The 18077-nt window shown below is 48.9% G+C and carries 20 protein-coding genes; 5 read left to right on the top strand and 15 right to left on the bottom strand.

Annotated features, from left to right (window positions below):
* Positions 1-569 precede the first annotated feature (569 nt).
* The 7 genes from ERD80_RS22960 to ERD80_RS01935 all read right to left on the bottom strand — a co-directional run bounded on the left by ERD80_RS22960 (position 570) and on the right by ERD80_RS01935 (position 5208).
* Positions 570-833, bottom strand: a complete 264-nt coding sequence (locus ERD80_RS22960; protein WP_282183356.1) for a DapH/DapD/GlmU-related protein — start codon at positions 831-833, stop codon at positions 570-572.
* A gap of 30 nt (positions 834-863) precedes the next feature.
* Positions 864-1151 (bottom strand): maltose acetyltransferase domain-containing protein, encoded by a 288-nt coding sequence (locus tag ERD80_RS22955; protein WP_282183353.1) that lies wholly within the window; start codon positions 1149-1151, stop codon positions 864-866.
* Positions 1152-1450: 299 nt separating this feature from the next.
* Positions 1451-2134, bottom strand: a complete 684-nt coding sequence (locus ERD80_RS01955; RefSeq protein ID WP_136545602.1) for an O-methyltransferase — start codon at positions 2132-2134, stop codon at positions 1451-1453.
* Positions 2135-2159: 25 nt separating this feature from the next.
* Positions 2160-2900: an SDR family oxidoreductase gene (locus ERD80_RS01950; protein ID WP_136545601.1), complete on the bottom strand. Its 741-nt coding sequence runs from the start codon at positions 2898-2900 to the stop codon at positions 2160-2162.
* Between the two features lie 391 nt (positions 2901-3291).
* On the bottom strand, positions 3292-4659 hold the full coding sequence (locus ERD80_RS01945) for a helicase RepA family protein (protein WP_136545600.1): 1368 nt from the start codon (positions 4657-4659) through the stop codon (positions 3292-3294).
* Entirely contained in the window at positions 4656-5024 is a 369-nt protein-coding gene (locus ERD80_RS01940) for a hypothetical protein (RefSeq protein ID WP_136545599.1), read from the bottom strand. The genes ERD80_RS01945 and ERD80_RS01940 overlap by 4 nt, the downstream gene beginning before the upstream one ends.
* Positions 5014-5208: a hypothetical protein gene (locus ERD80_RS01935; RefSeq protein WP_021509672.1), complete on the bottom strand. Its 195-nt coding sequence runs from the start codon at positions 5206-5208 to the stop codon at positions 5014-5016. Before ERD80_RS01935 ends, ERD80_RS01940 begins: the two co-directional genes overlap by 11 nt.
* A gap of 314 nt (positions 5209-5522) precedes the next feature.
* Here ERD80_RS01935 and ERD80_RS01930 point away from each other — a divergent pair, with 314 nt between their 5' ends.
* Together ERD80_RS01930 and ERD80_RS22365 are read left to right on the top strand one after the other, a co-directional pair.
* Positions 5523-5714 carry a YlcI/YnfO family protein gene (locus ERD80_RS01930; protein WP_136545598.1) on the top strand — a complete coding sequence of 64 codons (192 nt, stop codon included), beginning with the start codon at positions 5523-5525 and terminating at the stop codon, positions 5712-5714.
* A gap of 259 nt (positions 5715-5973) precedes the next feature.
* Complete coding sequence (locus tag ERD80_RS22365) at positions 5974-6144, top strand: hypothetical protein (protein ID WP_168926242.1); 171 nt, start codon at positions 5974-5976, stop codon at positions 6142-6144.
* A gap of 318 nt (positions 6145-6462) precedes the next feature.
* Here ERD80_RS22365 and ERD80_RS01925 read toward each other — a convergent pair whose 3' ends face one another.
* From ERD80_RS01925 to ERD80_RS01900, 6 genes are all read right to left on the bottom strand, one after another.
* Positions 6463-6717: a LuxR C-terminal-related transcriptional regulator gene (locus ERD80_RS01925; protein ID WP_282183355.1), complete on the bottom strand. Its 255-nt coding sequence runs from the start codon at positions 6715-6717 to the stop codon at positions 6463-6465.
* A gap of 83 nt (positions 6718-6800) precedes the next feature.
* Positions 6801-7508 (bottom strand): fimbria/pilus periplasmic chaperone, encoded by a 708-nt coding sequence (locus ERD80_RS01920; RefSeq protein WP_248295806.1) that lies wholly within the window; start codon positions 7506-7508, stop codon positions 6801-6803.
* Positions 7477-9852 (bottom strand): fimbria/pilus outer membrane usher protein, encoded by a 2376-nt coding sequence (locus ERD80_RS01915; protein WP_248295805.1) that lies wholly within the window; start codon positions 9850-9852, stop codon positions 7477-7479. Before ERD80_RS01915 ends, ERD80_RS01920 begins: the two co-directional genes overlap by 32 nt.
* A 37-nt stretch (positions 9853-9889) precedes the next feature.
* Complete coding sequence (locus ERD80_RS01910) at positions 9890-10573, bottom strand: DUF1120 domain-containing protein (protein WP_136545596.1); 684 nt, start codon at positions 10571-10573, stop codon at positions 9890-9892.
* 256 nt (positions 10574-10829) lie between these two features.
* A complete protein-coding gene (locus ERD80_RS01905; RefSeq protein WP_136545595.1) occupies positions 10830-11288 on the bottom strand; it encodes a hypothetical protein in 459 nt (152 codons plus the stop codon).
* Positions 11285-12121 carry a winged helix-turn-helix domain-containing protein gene (locus tag ERD80_RS01900; protein WP_136545594.1) on the bottom strand — a complete coding sequence of 279 codons (837 nt, stop codon included), beginning with the start codon at positions 12119-12121 and terminating at the stop codon, positions 11285-11287. Before ERD80_RS01900 ends, ERD80_RS01905 begins: the two co-directional genes overlap by 4 nt.
* Positions 12122-12605: 484 nt before the next feature.
* On the opposite strand from ERD80_RS01900, the gene ERD80_RS01895 reads away from it, so the two are divergent.
* Positions 12606-12905 (top strand): hypothetical protein, encoded by a 300-nt coding sequence (locus ERD80_RS01895; RefSeq protein WP_136545593.1) that lies wholly within the window; start codon positions 12606-12608, stop codon positions 12903-12905.
* Positions 12906-12962: 57 nt separating this feature from the next.
* Here the strand turns inward: ERD80_RS01895 and ERD80_RS01890 are convergent, their stop codons facing one another.
* Positions 12963-13172, bottom strand: coding sequence for a host cell division inhibitor Icd-like protein (locus ERD80_RS01890; protein ID WP_136545592.1), 210 nt, complete (start codon positions 13170-13172; stop codon positions 12963-12965).
* Positions 13173-13992: 820 nt separating this feature from the next.
* On the opposite strand from ERD80_RS01890, the gene ERD80_RS01885 reads away from it, so the two are divergent.
* Positions 13993-15264 (top strand): sensor domain-containing diguanylate cyclase, encoded by a 1272-nt coding sequence (locus ERD80_RS01885; RefSeq protein ID WP_136545591.1) that lies wholly within the window; start codon positions 13993-13995, stop codon positions 15262-15264.
* 1194 nt (positions 15265-16458) lie between these two features.
* A complete protein-coding gene (locus tag ERD80_RS01880; protein ID WP_136545590.1) occupies positions 16459-17061 on the top strand; it encodes an SDR family oxidoreductase in 603 nt (200 codons plus the stop codon).
* Positions 17062-17470: 409 nt separating this feature from the next.
* Here ERD80_RS01880 and ERD80_RS01875 read toward each other — a convergent pair.
* A partial coding sequence (locus ERD80_RS01875) for a primase-like DNA-binding domain-containing protein (RefSeq protein ID WP_248295804.1) occupies positions 17471-18077 on the bottom strand: 607 nt, incomplete at its 5' end.

Raw genomic sequence — 18077 nt, 5'->3', positions numbered from 1 at the left:
ACATGATGCGTATTGTGCACAACGGACGGAAGATAGCCATGTATCTGCCCGATGTTGTCACCAGGAAGAGCCGCGGATTTAAATTATTTTTGCCTGCAGGGCAGGCATTCAGAGTTTTCTCCTCAATCGGGCTTGAACTGCCTAAAAGTGGCTGTTCTGGTGCCACTTTATAATCAGAGCTGTGGTGAAGTTGCGGAGCGAGTGAAGAAGCCTGGAATAATAGTGTGGCTCACTCAGCCAGAAACCTGAAGCATCCCATCTTCAAGGCGAAGACAGGTTTTTTAGAAAGGAAGGCGGTCATCAACGGTGAATACCAATTCTGTTCATTTTACTGATGTGAACACAGATAATGAGCAGTCACCGTGCCTGTTTTTGCATTAATTTTATCTTATCCTGGCGCTATGCCCGAAATCATTGCTTATGAGTGATGAATATCTGAAGATTGGATATCAGTTAAAATTACGCTCAATGTTTAACGGGAGAGAGAATCGAACGATTTAAGCTCGCTAAGCCCTGAAATGTAATATTGACAGCAACCTGATTACACTACTGTCGGTCGAATACAGATTTTAGCTATAGTGTCTTTCATCTGCATCCGTTATTGCTCTTATGATTCTGGCGGGGTTTCCGGCGACAAGCACACCGTCAGGCACATCTTTAAGCACCACTGCACCCGCACCAATTACGCTACCCTTTCCTATTCTGACACCTGGCAGGATATTGACCCCGGCACCGATCCATACATCATCCCCGATCGTTACAGGAAGAGCATATTCAAGCCCCTGATTTCTGCGTCTGGAATCAAGAGTATGACCGGCTGTGTAGATTCCCACGTTCGGAGCAATAAACACGTTGTTACCAATTTAAACTTTCGCCCCGTCAAGAATTGTAAAATTCACATTAGCGTAGAAATTGTCACCGATTTCGATGTTATACCCATAGTCACAGTAGAAAGGCCCTTCAATGACAAAGTTTTCCCCGAGCTTCCCAAGCAGACTGATTAGGATCTCCTCTCTTTTTTCCTTTTCCGTAAATGCCGTATGGTTGAAAGTATAAATTTTCAGCTTGGCATCATCTCGTTGCTTAAGTAAATCAACATCATAGTTTGCATCGTACAGCAATCCTGCTGCTGCTTTTTCAGCTTCATTCATTTAAATCTTCTCTTTGGATACCCGATCAAAAGGTAAAAATTAACGCGTTTTCAATTGTTGTCATACTTTGTTTCTGACGCCATATACGCTGCATGCATAGTGCCACAACTTGATATCCCGTAAACGTTCTCTCTGTAAACTAACATACCGCAATTAAACTAACGTCCGCTTTTGGCACAAAGCGGACATGTGCAATAAACAATGTTCGCTTAGTGAGGAATTGAATGCTTTGTGTTTATAATTCAGAAATTGTGAATAAACACTGAAGATAAGTGCGTTTTCCTGAATGATAAATAGCATCATTGGGTTTTAACGATAGCCAGAACGAAACCATCCCATCCCTTTTCACCCACAGTCTGAACTGCCGTCGCTTCAAGGCGCTCATCCTCAGAAAGCATTTCGACAAATTTTCGCAGGCCTATAACGTTCGGATCTTCACTACCAGATTCGATGACATTGCCACCGCGCACGGTGTTATCTCCTACGATAACAGTGCCTGGTTTCGACAATCTGATAGCCCATTCAAGGTAGTGGGGGTTATTCACTTTATCGGCATCGATAAAAATCAGGTCAAAAGGCGCATCAAGCGTGGGTAAGACCTCAAGCGCAACTCCCCTGTGCAACGTGACGCGCTCAGCCAGCCCCGCTTTATTGATGTTCTGGCTGGCCACTTCTGCATGATGCTCGTTGAATTCAATTGTCGTTATGCTTCCATGGGGTGGAAGAGCTTTGGCCATCCATATGGTGCTATACCCCCCAAGCGTGCCTATTTCAAGAACACGAACGGCACGTGACATTTGCATGAAAATAGCCAGCATTTTTCCCTGCAAAGAGGATACGTCATGTGTCGGCAAACCTTGAGCTGAGTTATTAGCGAGAGCGTATTTTAAATCTGAATCTTCAGGGGCTAGCTTTTCAGAAAACCATGCATCTACCTGGGCCCATTTATCGGAATCTTGTGAAGGGTAATCCGGAATACGCATATGAATTTACTCTCCTTAAAAAACTTCAGTAATGAGCCAGCCCGCCATCTACAGCATACTGGCTGCCGGTAACATAGGATGCGTCATCGGACAGCAGGAAAAGTGCAACTGCAGCGGCCTCTTCTGCTGTTCCGGTTCGGCCTAAAGGAACCTGGCTTACCACAAAATCTTCAAACTGCTGACGTGACTCTTCTGGCATAAAGTGCCTGAAGTTGGTTTCAATCGGACCCGGCACTAATGTGTTAGCGCGGATACCGCGTTCAGCCAGCGCTGATGCCCAGCTTTTGACCATAGCGATAATGGCACCTTTCGTCGCTGCATACAGACTTGTCATCGCCGCACCTTCATAGACAGAGGAGGAAGAAGTTACCAAAATGGACGCGCCTGAATTGAGCGATTCGGACAGGGCTGCCAGCTGTAGCATTGGGCCTCGCACATTAACGTTCATCATACGATTGAAAGAATCTGCCGTTACAGATTCCGGGGAGCCTACTTCAGCATAACCGCCATTTAGCCATAATCCATCAAGTGAACCCCAGTCGTTAATAGCCTCACCAAGCCCATGTATATCAGCTTCGCTTGCAGCATCGCTTTTCAGAATAAGCGAAGCTGCAGGAAGCAGACTGCGTGCACGCTCCAGTCTTTCTTCATTAAGACCGGTAAGGGCTACATGGCCACCTTCCGCGACAATACGCTGAGCGCCTGCCAGCCCCATGCCACTCGTGCCTCCAGTAATTAGTATCCGCTTGCCCTTAAATCTGCCCACGCTCACTCCCTTTCTCTGGTGGTGAAACCTGCATTTACCTTACGTAAATAAAACATGATTTGTCATCAGTTTCATCACGCAAAGATTGGCACAGCTGATAGCTGCTTGAATGTCTGCTTTTGGGACAAAGCGGATATTCTGCCCGAGCTTTCCTTAGTGAGCCTTAATGTCAGGTCAGCAGTGTATAAGCACGGCCATGCTTCCCTCACACCTCCTCACTTTCTCCCTCACTTTTTTGCCCCTCACTTTTTCCGCACCTGTTTTTCGAAAAATCGCTCTGAAGCCAGTCATACCAAGGGTTTCCGCACCGTCCCTCATTTTTTCCGTATATATACATGAAAAGTGAGGGGCAGAGGTTAAATTCCGCACCTCCCCCTCACCACTCCTCACTTTATCCCTCACTTTTCCGGCAGCTGATAATTGTTATTTCTTCATCGTTGATTGTTACCATCCCATGGCTTTCAAGCTTGGCCAGCCAGCGACTGAAGTTTTTGCTGACATCTATACCCATGGCTTTCATGTCATCACGCAGTAATGCACGGGTACAGGCATCACCGTTTTCAGTCCGGCTACGGATAAGCGCCCACAGAGTGGCATGGTTTTCACTCAGGTTCGGGATATTGGATAAATGTGGATCGTGATCATTAACATCGCGGGCCACATCCCGCACGGCCAGCGAGTGGATTTCCTCTCCCTCTTCGTCCGTAAACAGCCTGACCGGCTGCAGGTCGTACGCCCGGCGCTTCGGCTCCTCAGCGTCCTTCATTTTGGTACAGGAAAGTATCAGGGCTATGTTCTCATCCTCGCGCTTCACCTGAAACTCAGCGTCCAGCGCCGCACGGAACGAACTGGAGCCCCGCGCCCCTCTGGCCTCGTCTTTCCCTGAGTGGTGAACCACCAGCACCGTGGCGCCGGTCTTCCGCTTAATGTCGTCACAGCCCTCGATAAAAGCGCCCATATCACGGGCGTCGTTCTCGTCGTTGCCGCCAAAGCAGCGCGCCAGGGTGTCGATGACAATCAGCCGCACCGGCAGACCGCCCTCTGACGCAATCTGCCCCGCCGCCAGGATGACCTCCTGCACCTCTGACTGACGCACCGGAAAGACGGGGCGGTTTACTAGCCAGACGTTCTCCACGCGCTGCTGATAAACCTGCTCCCAGGCGCGGATGCGGCGCGGCACGCCGATGCCGCCCTCACCCACGATATACAGCACCGCGCCGCGGTTAACCCTGTGGCCTGCCCAGGGGAGGCCCGCCGAAATATGGCAGGCCCAGGAGACGGCGAGAAAGCTTTTGAACGAGCCGCTGGGGCCGTAGATGCTGCACAGCGCCTGCGCGGGCAGGACGTGCTTCATCACATAGTCCTGCCGGGCGTCGAAGCCCTCAGAGCCGCGCGACAGCGGCAGCCGGGTCCTCGTCGCGTCTGCCGCAGGGAAGACGCGCTGAATGCGCCCGGTGTCGCGCAGGCAGGCATTCAGCGCCTCCGTGCCGAGGATTTCCGCCACGACCGAGCGGCGGAGCGCCTTCACCTGCTCAGCGTCCGTGCCCAGGTAGCCGGCGTCGCACAGGTCTTCGTAGGTCATGCCGTGCAGCTGCATCAGCCGCACCACCAGCCTGCCGCAGCGGGTTGCCGGGTCGTGATGCTGGCGGGCGGCCTTTTCCAGCTCAGAGCGGCTGCAGGGGCGTCCGTGCGCCCAAAGATAGACGCAGGCAAAGAGCGCGTCGGAAAGCGGCTCAGTAAGCCGCAGGGGATGGCTCATTTCGGCAGGCCTCCGCTCATCTGGAATTTGCCAATCAGCGGGTGGTACCAGTACGCCGAGCCGTACTTCCGTTTGGCCGCACGCAGCACCAGCCGGGCCGCCTCACGGAATTTTTCGTCCGGCACCAGATAGCCTCCGGCCCTGTGCCGCACCAGCATCACGCCAGCGTTTTTTGCCAGCTCCTCCGCCTTTTTGGTCGAGATGCCAAACTCCGCCGCCAGCGTGCTGACCGGCGCCATGCCGGGCGGAATGGTGCCGCCCTGCGAATCCACCAGCGCGTTCAGGCTGGCCTCCAGGTTCCCGACGCGCGCAGTGAGCGCCTCCACCCGGCTGGCCAGTTCGTTAAACTTCACGTTACTGATCATGGTGCTTTCCTCCGTCAGCCCTGAGCGCGCGGTAAATCTCAAAGTTGATGTCGCAGGCCAGGCTGATGAGGTGCCGCAGCTGGGGCGAGCACTCCTGACAGGCCTTGTCCATAATCACCTCAAACAGCGAGGTGGCCATCTCGGCCTGGAATTCAGCCTGATCTAAATCCATGGGCTCACGCATTTTGGACCTCCTGAACGGGCAGCGGGTCCGCGGGAGAGAGGGCAAGGCAGCGGACAGCCTGCTCTGAGCCGGCGCCGGTGCAGAGACGGAGCGGGGGTACAGACCGGTCCTGACGCGAAACGGCCAGGAAGCGATACTGATATCTGGGGCGAGTTTGGGTATGCTTGTTCATAGCCATAACTGTTACTCCTATTAACGGTTTGGTCAGACGCCCTGACAGTGGTTCCAAGCACTGTCAGGGCGTTGTTACAATTACGGACGGCATGTTAATGTACGTACGTAACAAGAAACATCCTATGAGGTTACGTACGTACATGTCAACAGCAAAGAGAGATAGAACCCCTAAGGGCGAAGGATTGTCACCAACTTTCCAGATTCGTATTAACCCTGAACTCAGGGAGCAGCTCAACGAAGCTGCCGAGCGGGAAGGCGTAAGCCTTGGCAACTGGCTTAAACAACTCGCCCGAAAGGAATTACAACGCCAGGGCATTGAGCCCAAAGGCTGAGCCTGACAGCAAACACCAGCAAGTGCGTATATCCCGAAGCCATAACAAACTTATCCTGGATCATCTCAACGTTTGCTGAGACAGCTCAGGTACATTCACGCGGTTTGAGTAAGGCGAAGACGTCAGAATTGCGTTTACACCTGACTGCAATAAATCAGGTTCCGCCAGCCATAATGTCGGGGTATGCGAAAAGATTTGTATATTCACTGCACACATCCACTTCTCTGCCGAGAATAGCTTTTAAGAGAGGAAAGCGCAGATGAAGCATAATGAGAACGACAGTGAGTTACCTGGAAATCCCGTAAGCACCGATAACGGTAACAGAACAGGCACGCAGCACGTTGAACGGAATGATGACTGGCTTGAAGAGTTGGAATACGAGATGGAGGAGATGGCAAAAAAATGGCCAGGATCGGGCCAGGCTTACTGATCGGCAGACGTAAAAAGCCGGTCGATTTGAGTTGCATAACACATAACCTCACGCGTTTAAGAACAGAGTGACATGTCCTAAGACGTAAGGATCAGCCTTGTAGTGGGCAGAAAAATACGCGGTTTCACCACCTCGGTTGCCTGCGAACGCGCTCTGCCCCTACCCCACAGTGCCAGAATGCCAGGCTTCTACCAAAGTGCCACGAAATGGACATGCATTATGTGAAAGTTTCGATAATACATGTCCAATGGTATGGCTGATCTGAACGGGAACGTTTTGTCTGACAATAAGGTATGTTACCGTTAAAAGTCCGGCTAATCAGGCACACCGCCCCCCTTTATTGAAGGGCTTCAACATGGCCTTTTTGACATCACTGAGACTTAACCCACGACGCTGGGATATATACCAGACGATCAGTTGATTATTATTTTTTGCACCGAGCTTTCGCATGATTCTGCGCTTTAAATAACTTACCGATTGATGTCTCATACCGACGCGGTACGCGATATACTCCAGCTTTAACCCCGTCATGATAAACCAGATAACGTTTGTTTCTACGTCACTAAGTACCACGCTTTTTCCATGAATCCCTTTAACGATAAGCAAAATACCCTCGCTCAAAACTGTAAGTTTTATAATCTATGTTTTTATAACGCTTATAAAATGACTTTGTTACTTTTTAACTGATAGTTGTAATCGCTGACACTTTCTACATTGAGATGCATCCCGTGAAATAACAGACCGGAGGGCACAGAACACATTTCTTCACCCGGCAACACGTAGGATTTGTTAAAGGTCACGGTGATATTTTTTTCATCTGTATTCATCGTCGGAACAAAACGAAAAACTTTGGCACTGGGATTTTGGATACATAGCTTCCCCTCGTCGAGACGGTACTTCACGATCTGCCACATATCTTTTTGTTCAATATTTTTTCTCAGGTTGACCACGACCGGAAGATCCTGCCCGATAAGAATTTTTATCTTACCTTCACTGACCTCATCCTGAGGGGGCAGACCGGTGAAAACGACCCGGGCAATGTGCTCATGACTGTCAGGTGTGTTGGTCCTGTAAATGATACGAATACTTTGTGTATCGCCCGGTGCCACAAGAATAACCTGCGGTTCGGTAAACAGGGTGCCATGCGCCAGATTATCATCGGGTAGTTTTCTTATTTTACTGTAAAGCATCACACTTTTATTACCGTTATTTTTTATATCGATAGAGGCTTCATTCTTACCTGCTTCAATAATCACAGCGGATGATGAGGGCGTAATTTCAGCTAGGGCAAAATGGGGCAGAACCGCTGCCGTTAACGCCAACGCAGCAAGGCTACGCGCCATTACACTTGAAGATAACATCATTGATACTTTCCTGTTTTTTCGGATTAAACTTTACGAGTCTGCACTGCACATTTATTCTGGCTGGTGAAGACATACCTGATTTCTGAAGCTCGTTGACATCATTTTCATTTATCAGAAGAACGTCCTTATCAATAAACCGGGCTATCAGTTTTCCGGCAGCGTCGTAAAATAAATCGTTCTGCTGAATCCATGCAGGTTTACTTTTCCAGCGCACTAATAAGGAACGGTTGTTTACCACATTGAAATCAAATAAAGGTACAGCCCCCCGCTCAGCAGAAAATTCCCTGACGTTATTTTTAATAATGACCCCAGGCGGCAATCCTTCCGGGTTAACGCGTATAAAGTCAGCACTGCCTGCCGCCACAGAAGTGATGATTGCTTTCCCGTCATGATTCGTCACTACACTGTTCCGGAGCGACGACACCTCCAGATATCGATGCACACCGGTATCCACCACGGCCCAGGTGTCACTTATTCGCCCCGGAGAAAAGATAACGCCTTTCCTGCTCACTGCGATTGACCCCGACAAAGATACCGCGGTCATCCGGGATGAGTTCCCACTGTCTTTACCCTGTGACAGTGAAACATCCGCTGCGGTATAGGGCGTGCTGACGTTATTGTCCAGCATGTAAGACTCGGATCGCGTCCTCCCGGATACCCGCTGGTGGCTGGCAGTGACGGTATATCGGTCTGTAACCTGTGCACTCAGCGAATTTGAGAATCGGGTTCTTTTTGCGTAGCTGTAATACTGGCTACGCCAGTTTACACTGTGTTTTTTAATACTGAGCGGGATACTGAGTGACAAATTTGTACTGACTTTATCCCTGACAGAACGGCCTGCCACAGGGGACATATACGACAGTCCTATTCCCAGTGAAGCCATACCAGCGGAGTAGTTCAGACTGGCCGAAACTGCATCATTGCTGTGTGCACGATAAAATCGGTAATGCGTGAGTGAGACACTCCCCGTTATCCTGTCTGATAAAGGCTGAGTTTGTGTAAGGCTGATGCTGCTACGCTCGGAACGGTAATGCGCCTGTTGCGCCTCTCCCAGATAGCTAAAGTGACGGCTGTTAACGCTATAGCTCACACTGGTATTTTTATGGTTGGTTGTAACGTTCAGACTCAGGCTGCGCTGCCCTCTCTCATTCTGTACTCCCGTTAGCCACATCGTGGTGAAAAATTCCCCGTAAAAAGTTGTATTGCTGACTGCCAGGCCCCGGTATTTTCCCGATGAAACCATGGCCACAGAGGGAGCCATATTTTTTCCCAGTGCCTTGCTGAAGCCCACGCCGTTGACTATCCGTCGGGCCCCATTCACTGCACGCCCCGAAAAAGCGTAGTAGCCGGTCGTGCCGTATCTGTTTGTGGTAATCTGCCCGCGGGAAATTATCTGTGAATAGATAACCTGATCCTGACGCTTAATCAGCACCGTTACATCACTGCTGAACCCGGCAACCGGAATATTACGCAGTTCCGCGTGCCCCTTCTGAATAATTTGTTTCCAAAGAAGCAAATTGTTTTGCCAGAATTCCACCGAGAGGACTTCAGGGGCATCATAGGAAAAATTAATATATGCAGACGCATTTCCCTCGGCAGATGAAACGATTGCACCATCAACGTATCCTGTTCCGAAACCACCGTCATTGACTATTGTACGGCCAGCACGAATTCTCACCCGATTAAAATCCCGTTCAATATAGCCATCACGCACCTGGTTGACTGCAGACGATCCATTTTCACTCCGAAACTGACTGTAGTTTCCATGTACCCGGATTAACGTATTATTCACATTGCCTCCCGCCTCATAGTCGGCGTTAAGACTGCTGAACATTCCGGAAACACTGGAATAGCGATAGGCATATGTATTGTAATTGATGAAAGCGCCGCGTCCTCCACGAAAACTCATTCTACCTGCAGGCTCTTCAAGTAATTCAGCCGGCACAATGATGCGCAGAGCGTTATCTGAGCGGTCGAATTTATAACTAATATTTTTATCCAGAATAAAACCAGCACAGCGTCCTACTCTGTGGTATTCCCTCCATGCACTACCTTTAATTTTCAGCTTTGATTTCACTGCACGTGTGAATATCAACAATCCGTTCATAGAATTAATTCCTCCTGAAGCGGTGTAAAATCCATTTATGTAAACATCAACCTTCCTGTAACCTTCAGGTAAAACATAGCGATTTAACGCGTCATTTAGTTGCTCAGAGGATATGCCGTTTGCAGCAATAAGATTTTCGTCAAAATGTAAAACGTCACCCCAGGCGTTGGCATCCCAAAGAAAGCAGGTACAAATATAAATAGATAGAAATTTATTAGGCATTTTAATATAAGGCATCCCTTGAAGAGATGCCTGCGCTCTTTAATTCGACCAGTCAGAAGTAACGCACGTTAACCTGCGCTGTTCCCTGCCACTCTATCTTCTGCGCATTGCTAATCAGCTCACCTTTATTCAGTTGTGGCTCGATATCCAGCAACCACGAAATTGACTTACCCATCGCAGGCTTATTAGCCGCTTCATCCCATGGCGTCCAGTCCTCAGCTTTACTGTAACTCCACTGTGAACTCAGAATTCTTGAGAAAATAGAATTATTGTGTGAACCGCTGACCTGATATCCGGCTGAGGTGGAGTTAGTCACACCGTCGACTGTCGAAGAAACCGGAGAAAGGGTGAAGTTTCCTATCTTATTTTGGGTTACAGGATCCAGGCCCAGCCCAAAAACACGCAATTTGTCGATGTGACCTACCTTTCCTGAAGTATCCATTCCCTCCAAGGCGCTATTTTCGTTAGGATCTGTAGCCCAGAAAGCGAGACTCTGCGCTGATGGACAGCTTACCTGCAACGTAACCTGCTTTTTTGGCAAAGTATTAAAGTCATGCTGTTTAAGATTCTCATGCTGAGTCGTTGCCCAGTCCAGAGAATCACCGCCAATGATACTGGCTGTACAGGCATTTGGCGAAATAGCACCATGAACATTGATATCCATGGCGGCAAAAGACGAATTAGCGAATAAGAAGCTACCTGTAATACTAAAAGCAACGAACCGTTTTAAAAACATAATGACAATGACCCCCTGTATTTTCCTGCAAGTGTATTCCTGCAAGTTGATTTCAGGGAGGACTTTAACCAGCTGGGAGAACTGAGGGTAGTTATAATATATTCATAAAAATTAAATAAAATAAAACAATTAAATTCAATAGGTTACAACTAATTTCTCTGTTAAAAAATGTAGTTTTCAGAACGTGATGAAGTTATTTAAGAGGCGCCCCGATGACTGTACGAGAAAATTTTTCTGTCAGGGGCCCCTTCGTTAATCAATGTATCTTTTCGCAAACAAAAAGCGGTGTTGTACTGGTAAAGATTAGTGAGCTATGGTGAGTGACAGGACGAGAAGTCCAGACAAGCGTTTGCCCCACATCATAAAAGAAAGAGGGGAACCATTCCTTTTCCACTTTCCGGCTAAGCGACATCTGAGGTGAAACGGAAATGACCCTGGATGTAGCAAGATAAACATTATCTTTTTTTTCATAGGAAAAACTGATTGTCTTGCTGATGTAGCCCACCGTTTTTCCCCTTTTAGACAAAACCCCCGAAACAGATACTGTGCCAACACCGGAAAAGAGACGCTGAAATGTCACCAGGTTGAGTTTGTCGTCACCTCTTATGAAAGAAAATTCCGCATGACATCTTTCCGGTATAAAATAGCTTCCACCATACGACATACAAAAGAAGGTCGCCACTCCCGAAACCACGAAGAAAATCATCTTTTTCATTTCCGCATATCCTCAATGTAGTATAAGGAGTAGCATTCTGAGGGTATTTTATCATTTAAGGGATTTCGGCAGATAACCAGTGAAACTCTATCGGAAAACCTGTAACTGGTGAGGTAAGCATAACGGTTATTTTCACACTTGAGATTGAGGTCATCAACAACCCTGAACATTTCATCCCCTTCGAAATCATTTTTATTATTAGAGTAAATGACACATCCTTTGTAATAAACCGGCTTTTCAGAAAATACAGGGGGAACATGCATGTTTAAATCTATATAATAGGTAATTCCCCCGATAACCATCCCTGACAGACACGCTAACATCCACCCCACTTTACTGTTCCTGCACATTACAACATGACTTTCGCTCTTCAATGGCAGAACAGTTTTCGATGGTTCCATTTCAGCGACAACATTAAAATTTATAAAATCATCCTTTTCTTTTTTATCTTCCATGGTCATTTCTTTAGCATTAACATCATCAACCACAATCCGTTCTGGTTCTGTCCGGTTAATTTGCGTCAGGGGAGATAAAAGAAATCCTCTTCGCGGCATCGTTCTGATTATATCCTGTTGCAGACCGGCCTTAATGAGCGACTTACGCAGTGCTGAAATATTCTGATAAAGAGATGTTGAGGTTGGTTCCATACCAAATCGTCGCCAGGCATAATCATAGAACTGATCGTGCGTTACCAGATCCCCGACATTATCAATAAGAAGTTCGAAACATAGTGCAGCCGAGGCGCTCAGACTGGACGTTCCCTTTTTACCCGAAATTCTTTTTTTCTCCGGCTCGAAATCCACCACACTATTAATAATGATTTTCCTGCTCATCCCTCCTCCTCTGGAAAAAAACCTCACTAAGCTTTAACTCACACGCTGCAGGTTGCGCCAGTTTCTGATGACGCATTCTTACGTCTCCCGCAGGCATATCAACGTGGTCATAACGTCATTATTTTGTCATAGAAAAACATCGCATAAAATATAAAGGAGTGTCTAAATAAGTCAGAATTATGCTGACCATCTGAAACGAATTTGATTTTCTTCCTAAATACACAGGTAATATCGTCACTACATAGTGGTTCAATCATTAATTTTAAGGTCGCCCCTCCCCCTTCATCATGCGTATGTCCATTACGTCAGGCTGTATACCATGCGCAGAGAAGTAAAGTTTCCAAAAATTGAATTGGCAGGCGTCATTAACGATGAAGTAAAGGGCTGGCAGGCGGCGATTTTACTGCTCTGAGCAGGCATCAATGCCTAAACGGAACGGAAGATACAGACCGATCGTTTCGGGATGTCGCCACCACAAATGATAATGATTGACTTACAGAATTTGAACAGCAGATGGAGGAGAGAGAAAAATGCCCTGAATCAGGAAATGTTCACTGAATCGAAGATGCATAAGCCGGTAGGATTGCACTGCTCAGCACGCAACGCAGTACGCCAGAAACACGTTGACACGAAAAAAAATAGCAGAGTCAGCCTTCTTATTACAGGTGATACAAGTGGCACCGCCACGCCTGTTTCACTGATGCATTATGCTGCACCACCTGATCCTTCAGGCGCGGTTTTGCAGCAGCTGAGTTTTTCCTTTTCTTTATCCGGTCGCTCCTGAAATCATTATGTATACCTGACGCACCACCATAAGGTCGTGCAGGAAATGGATGACAAATCAGGAATTCATGGACTTACACATTTCCCCTTCATCTGCAGGCTGCTGCCCCAACAAAGAAAGGATAAAGTATGGGGCCAGAATGCGGCGGGCTTCCTGTTCTGAATCCGCATCAATACAAAGACGGAACGGGGGAGCGGACCGGTCCTCGCGTGAGACAGCCAGAAAGCGATACTGGTACTTAGGGCGCGTCTGGGTAGGTTTGTTCATAACCACAACGGTTGCTCCGGTTAACGGTCGGACAATTGGCCTGATGGCGATGGCCATACCTGCAAGCGTCACTGTTTTGAATCACGTGTACTGGGTTTATGGTATCGACTCCCTGGAATAAAATCACCCCAGCCCCCCTCCCGCGAAAGTCAAAAAATCAGACGACGTTGCTGATTCGAACAGGACTGAAGCACTGCAGTCTGATGATGACATCGGGTGCAAATCGATGCGGGTTTCCAAGGCATTGCTAACACCAGGCGCTAGCACAGGGGTAATAGTGATGACGGTATCCCACAGGTCCTATTGAAAGTAACAATTTCCGCCAACGATTGTGTCACAGGGATCCTTCCCTGCCCGCGGGCACCCCGTTGATGCGCGCCCGCTTATTAATGGGGCTCAAGAGCAGTGCCTTAACGGTACAGCCGGCCAATCATTTACGAATTTGCCAGATATTGTACGACGATCACCCTAATGATAATTAACCATGGGGGTGAATATCTATCTCCTGAGAGTCCGGTTATAGTCTACGGTCGTGCCGTTAAAGGTTGTTTCCACATGCGCCGATAATGTAAGTCACATCACCTGAACGTATAGCGCGCTACAACTCACTCTCACTCATCACTGCGGGTAGAATTTACGGCTGCAAGAGTGAGCAAACAGAATGCAGAATACGTCATTGCTCCTGCCGGAGCGTCACATAACGAAAAATCCTCCTGCTCTTCCCATCTGGTTTTCGGGGCAGCAATGCGGGTTACCGACGGCGGCACTGACGGAAATTGAGCGCGTTTAGTTTCGTCAACAAACATCGGAGACGATCATCCTGGACACTGTTATCACATCAACTTTTTCCGCTGTTTGGACCACGGACGACCAGGGCGTTTGCATTACCAGCCAGGAATACCCTGAAGGTCTGATACCCGCATTGAAAGGTGTCACGCTCAGCGCATGGCTGAAGTTTGCGCAGGCAGACGATGATGCAAAAATTGCGCAGCAATTAACGGCTGCGCTTGAAGGCGTTGCCCCGTTTCATATTGAAGTACCGATCCGTTGTCTCGACGGAAAAATGCGACGGGTGATTTTTTCTGGCCTGCCACATTGTCAGCCTTCGCCTGATTACTCTCATTATCAGGGGTTTATTCTGGATATAACCGGTCAGCGCAAAGCGCTTGAGGACGCACTGCGCACGGCAGCAGAATACCGCCTGTTAATTGAAAACAGCACTGACCTTATTGCCCATTGTGATGCCAGCGGCAGGTACGTATCTGTCTCACCGTCATACAGCGCAATGATGGGCTGGTCAGCAGATGAAATGAACGGGCAGAGGGTAATTGATTTTCTGCATCCTGACGATCGGGGCCCCGCTACAGAAGCGCTGGAACACATCTTCAGTGGAGGTATCCTGCCAGACGTGGTGGAGGTCAGAAAACGGCATCGGGACGGTTATTATCTTACCCTTGGCACCAAAGCCTGCGGTGTCAGTAACCCGTCGACGGGCAGGAACATCGGCGCAGTGCTGGTTTCACGTGATATCACTCGCGATAAAGAGCGGATGGAAAGGCTGGAGAAAATGGCAACCCGCGACATGCTGACCGGGTTACCCAATCGTGCGTGGATCAATACCCGAATTGAGCAGATGCTCGCACAACCGAAAGATGCAGACTACACAACCGTCCTTTTTCTTGATCTCAATGGGTTCAAGGCAGTCAATGACACGATGGGGCACGCCGCGGGCGATACGTTATTGCAACAGGTCAGTAAGCGACTCAAGCAATGCATGCGCCCGGGCGACGCTGTGGCGCGCCTGGGAGGCGATGAGTTTGTCATAGCCGCAAGGTGCACTAACCGCAAGGCGGCATCCTCCATTGCCCAGCGTATTATTGAGAGCCTGGCAGAACCTTTCACTATCAATAAAATGGAAGTACGCGTGGGAGCCGCAATTGGCATCAGCCTTGCGCAATTCGGCACGGCATCAGCAAAAACGTTACTGGATAACGCCGATGTCGCGATGTACCAGGCGAAAGCACGTCGTGATGGGTCTTATCAGTTTTTTGATGCTGCGCCACAGATTACGAATGTGCAGAAGTCAGACTGACATCCCTGATTCGTACCTGCCACTCAGCTCCTCTGCAGAAGAGCCCTTTCGCAACGTACAAGCAACAAGACGGCGAGAAAACGCGTTGATTTAACTACGGGGGGTCACGGTGACCTCCCGCCTCCTGTCTTAACAATGGTGATTAACACACACGCTTAAATGCACATGCAAAACCAGGATAACCCACCAGCCGGACCTGCCATGGCTGGCCCGTAATTATCACAGCATCACGTTGATACGGGGAAACGTCTGACTGGATGAACTGCCTAACAGGTGAATGTTTCCATAATCATCCGACTCCCCTGTCCGGGCTGGGCGGATAGTAGGCGTTTTTTTATGTGACAGGTGGGAGTGAAAATCTTCAGCGTAAAAACAGGCAGCGCAAAAAAAACCCGCGCTGAGCGGGCTGTAAAGAGAGTACTGAAGGTCCATCATGCTTATCACTGCGGCATGGTATCTGAATAATAGTCCATGCATGAAAACTGTCCAGTTCTATCCCCGAATGCCGCCATGCCGGAGGTTGCCAGGGACTCTCCATTATTTACGATTTTTCATACGTCCCGCTTTTCTCTCTGGGGCAAAACACTCCAATAAATGCTGCGTTTTAAACGGTAACTCAGGTTTAGACATTCGCTGTATGCTGGACCGGTCGTTTGTCCGTTATCTGTCCATCCCGACGACATCATTTATGCTTATATCTCTCAGCTCTGGTGATTCCTCTTCCAGTAATAATTGGCCGCCTGCCGTAGTACACGCCGGTCACTGCTCTCCGGACGCATCAGCCACTGGAGGATGAAAACGCAGATTCAGGGCGCATTGCGGTAAGTGGGATGACGGTCAGAAATCAAATTTTCTCTAGCTTTCAGTTTTTACTTTCATGAACTGATGGCAGGGCAGTAGCCCTGACCTTCCGGGACAACGGCTTTATGGCCGGTATGCTCCTGAACCTGGCAACGTGTATTACGCCTAGCAGTGAGGGGTACTAGAGGCAAAAAAGGCCCGCCAGGGGCCGAAGTGGGGTGAAACATATTTTTTTGCCTTCACCGTTCATTCTTGCTGAGTTATTTATTATGACAAGCGTAAGCGGTAAAAAAATGCGATTCAACGTTCACTTTGTCATGATGAGCGCCGTCAGTTATGTTCAGCCCAGGTCAACATCGCATAACTCTTTCCTGTGGTGCCTAATGCCGGTTCATTACATTTGCAAGCTTAATCAGCGCAGATCTTTCCAACGCCAGGCAGACACAACAGACTTTCGAAGAGTTCAGTCAGCGATTCGCATTTGACAGGATCGTTAACAATGTGGATCTGGTTAAACCTCAGCGACTCGGCGATATATATTTAGCGACTTTTGAAGATGTTATACGCGTCATTCTCTATCCCGCTGTACAGGGGACACATGCCACTCTCGCCGGCATGAAAGACCGGGGATGGGGCCGAATCATTAATATTTCCAGCCTGACGGAGCTTGGCAGTGTTAAACGGACAGCTTATGCCGCTGCAAAAGCGTCTTTGATCAGCTTCAGCCGTAACTGGGCACTGAAACTCGCTCAGACAGGTATTACGGTGAACACGGTGGCGCCGGGGCCGACTGAAACGGAGCTTTTTCGGGCGAATAACCCGCCAGGCAGCGCAGGTGAAGAGCGTTATCTCAGGGGAGTGCCAATGAGGCGATTTGGCAAGCCAGACGAAATTGCGGCTACTGTTGCTTTTCTGATGTCACAGGATGCCGGCTTTATAACCGGCCAGCCCCTCTATGTTGATGGCGGGGCATCAGTGGGTCAGCAGCTCTTCTAACGCGACAGTCATAAGGATTGAGTTTACTAAAACGCTTAACGTGAGAAACGGCGCCTGAAGCTTTGGACGTGCCGTGTACATCGGTCTCTGAGCGGGCTGACACCAAAGGCCTCTGATATTCGTAAAATTCAGAGCAGCAACGTTTTTTCAAACGCACGAAAAAAAAGAATAGTGGTTTAAGTGTTCACCTGTTCACCTTTAAGCCTCCCAGGGTGACCACCAGGGTGAACACCTGGTGAATCTTTGAGTAATAGTATTCACCAGGTGTTCACCCTGGTGGTCACCCTGGGAGGCTTAAAGGTGAACAGGTGAACACCTGGTGAATACTTAAAGAAAAAGTATTCACCCCTTATACTTATGATAAATAGTCATTTTTTTGCAAGGTGAACACTGGTGAACACTTTTTTAATTAACTTAATTTTTCTCCTGTTTTACCAATACAACAAGGCAACCATTCTTCAGCCTCGGGTGTAAGCAGCAGGTTTGACCGCATGCCCTGCTTTGTCCTTTTCTTCTCATACAGTTTTCCATGTTCGGCAAGGGCGCCAGGCATGTCTGTGCCAAACCGCATGAGCGATACCGGCTTGCTCAGCCCGTTCGCCCGCATGTAAGCCATGTAGGCATGATAGAGATAGCGGCGCGGGCTGAACGGAACAATTTCTGCATTACCGATAAACATGCCGTCACACTGCGGTGAAGCCGTCAGGTAACCGCAGAAATCCACCAGCGAATCGCACTCGCGCTTGATGGCCAGGGCCTCCTCAGACGTCTGCTGTTCAGACAGCAGCTGACGCGCCTCCTGCTGGTCCGTAAAGCGGGTAAGAAGGTGGCGGATGATGACCGGCAGCTCAGCCTCTATCTTTGCCGTCATCAGCGGATCGCGTTCGTCTTCCGGGATGACCCGTGAAAAGTTAAAAATGACCCGGCGCCGCGATATGCCCCCGCTGCGATCGCTGAAGGTCATGGCGTTATTGTTGACGGCCAGAATGACGGCCGGAATGCGCGTGGAGTACGGT

Source organism: Pantoea sp. R102 (assembly GCF_004916815.1).
Classification (GTDB): domain Bacteria; phylum Pseudomonadota; class Gammaproteobacteria; order Enterobacterales; family Enterobacteriaceae; genus Pantoea; species Pantoea dispersa.
This window is presented reverse-complemented; position numbering and strand designations above follow the sequence as displayed.

Bases quoted from the DNA above. Each gene is read 5' to 3' on its own strand.
- ERD80_RS22365 (WP_168926242.1), top strand. From the start codon at position 5,974: ATGAAGCATAATGAGAACGACAGTGAGTTACCTGGAAATCCCGTAAGC.
- ERD80_RS01900 (WP_136545594.1), bottom strand. From the start codon at position 12,121: ATGAGCAGGAAAATCATTATTAATAGTGTGGTGGATTTCGAGCCGGAG.
- ERD80_RS01935 (WP_021509672.1), bottom strand. From the start codon at position 5,208: ATGCGTGAGCCCATGGATTTAGATCAGGCTGAATTCCAGGCCGAGATG.
- ERD80_RS01890 (WP_136545592.1), bottom strand. From the start codon at position 13,172: ATGAACAAACCTACCCAGACGCGCCCTAAGTACCAGTATCGCTTTCTG.
- ERD80_RS01905 (WP_136545595.1), bottom strand. From the start codon at position 11,288: ATGAAAAAGATGATTTTCTTCGTGGTTTCGGGAGTGGCGACCTTCTTT.
- ERD80_RS01955 (WP_136545602.1), bottom strand. From the start codon at position 2,134: ATGCGTATTCCGGATTACCCTTCACAAGATTCCGATAAATGGGCCCAG.
- ERD80_RS01945 (WP_136545600.1), bottom strand. From the start codon at position 4,659: ATGAGCCATCCCCTGCGGCTTACTGAGCCGCTTTCCGACGCGCTCTTT.
- ERD80_RS22955 (WP_282183353.1), bottom strand. From the start codon at position 1,151: ATGAATGAAGCTGAAAAAGCAGCAGCAGGATTGCTGTACGATGCAAAC.
- ERD80_RS01910 (WP_136545596.1), bottom strand. From the start codon at position 10,573: ATGTTTTTAAAACGGTTCGTTGCTTTTAGTATTACAGGTAGCTTCTTA.
- ERD80_RS01915 (WP_248295805.1), bottom strand. From the start codon at position 9,852: ATGCCTTATATTAAAATGCCTAATAAATTTCTATCTATTTATATTTGT.
- ERD80_RS01920 (WP_248295806.1), bottom strand. From the start codon at position 7,508: ATGATGTTATCTTCAAGTGTAATGGCGCGTAGCCTTGCTGCGTTGGCG.
- ERD80_RS01930 (WP_136545598.1), top strand. From the start codon at position 5,523: ATGTCAACAGCAAAGAGAGATAGAACCCCTAAGGGCGAAGGATTGTCA.
- ERD80_RS01940 (WP_136545599.1), bottom strand. From the start codon at position 5,024: ATGATCAGTAACGTGAAGTTTAACGAACTGGCCAGCCGGGTGGAGGCG.
- ERD80_RS01895 (WP_136545593.1), top strand. From the start codon at position 12,606: ATGATTGACTTACAGAATTTGAACAGCAGATGGAGGAGAGAGAAAAAT.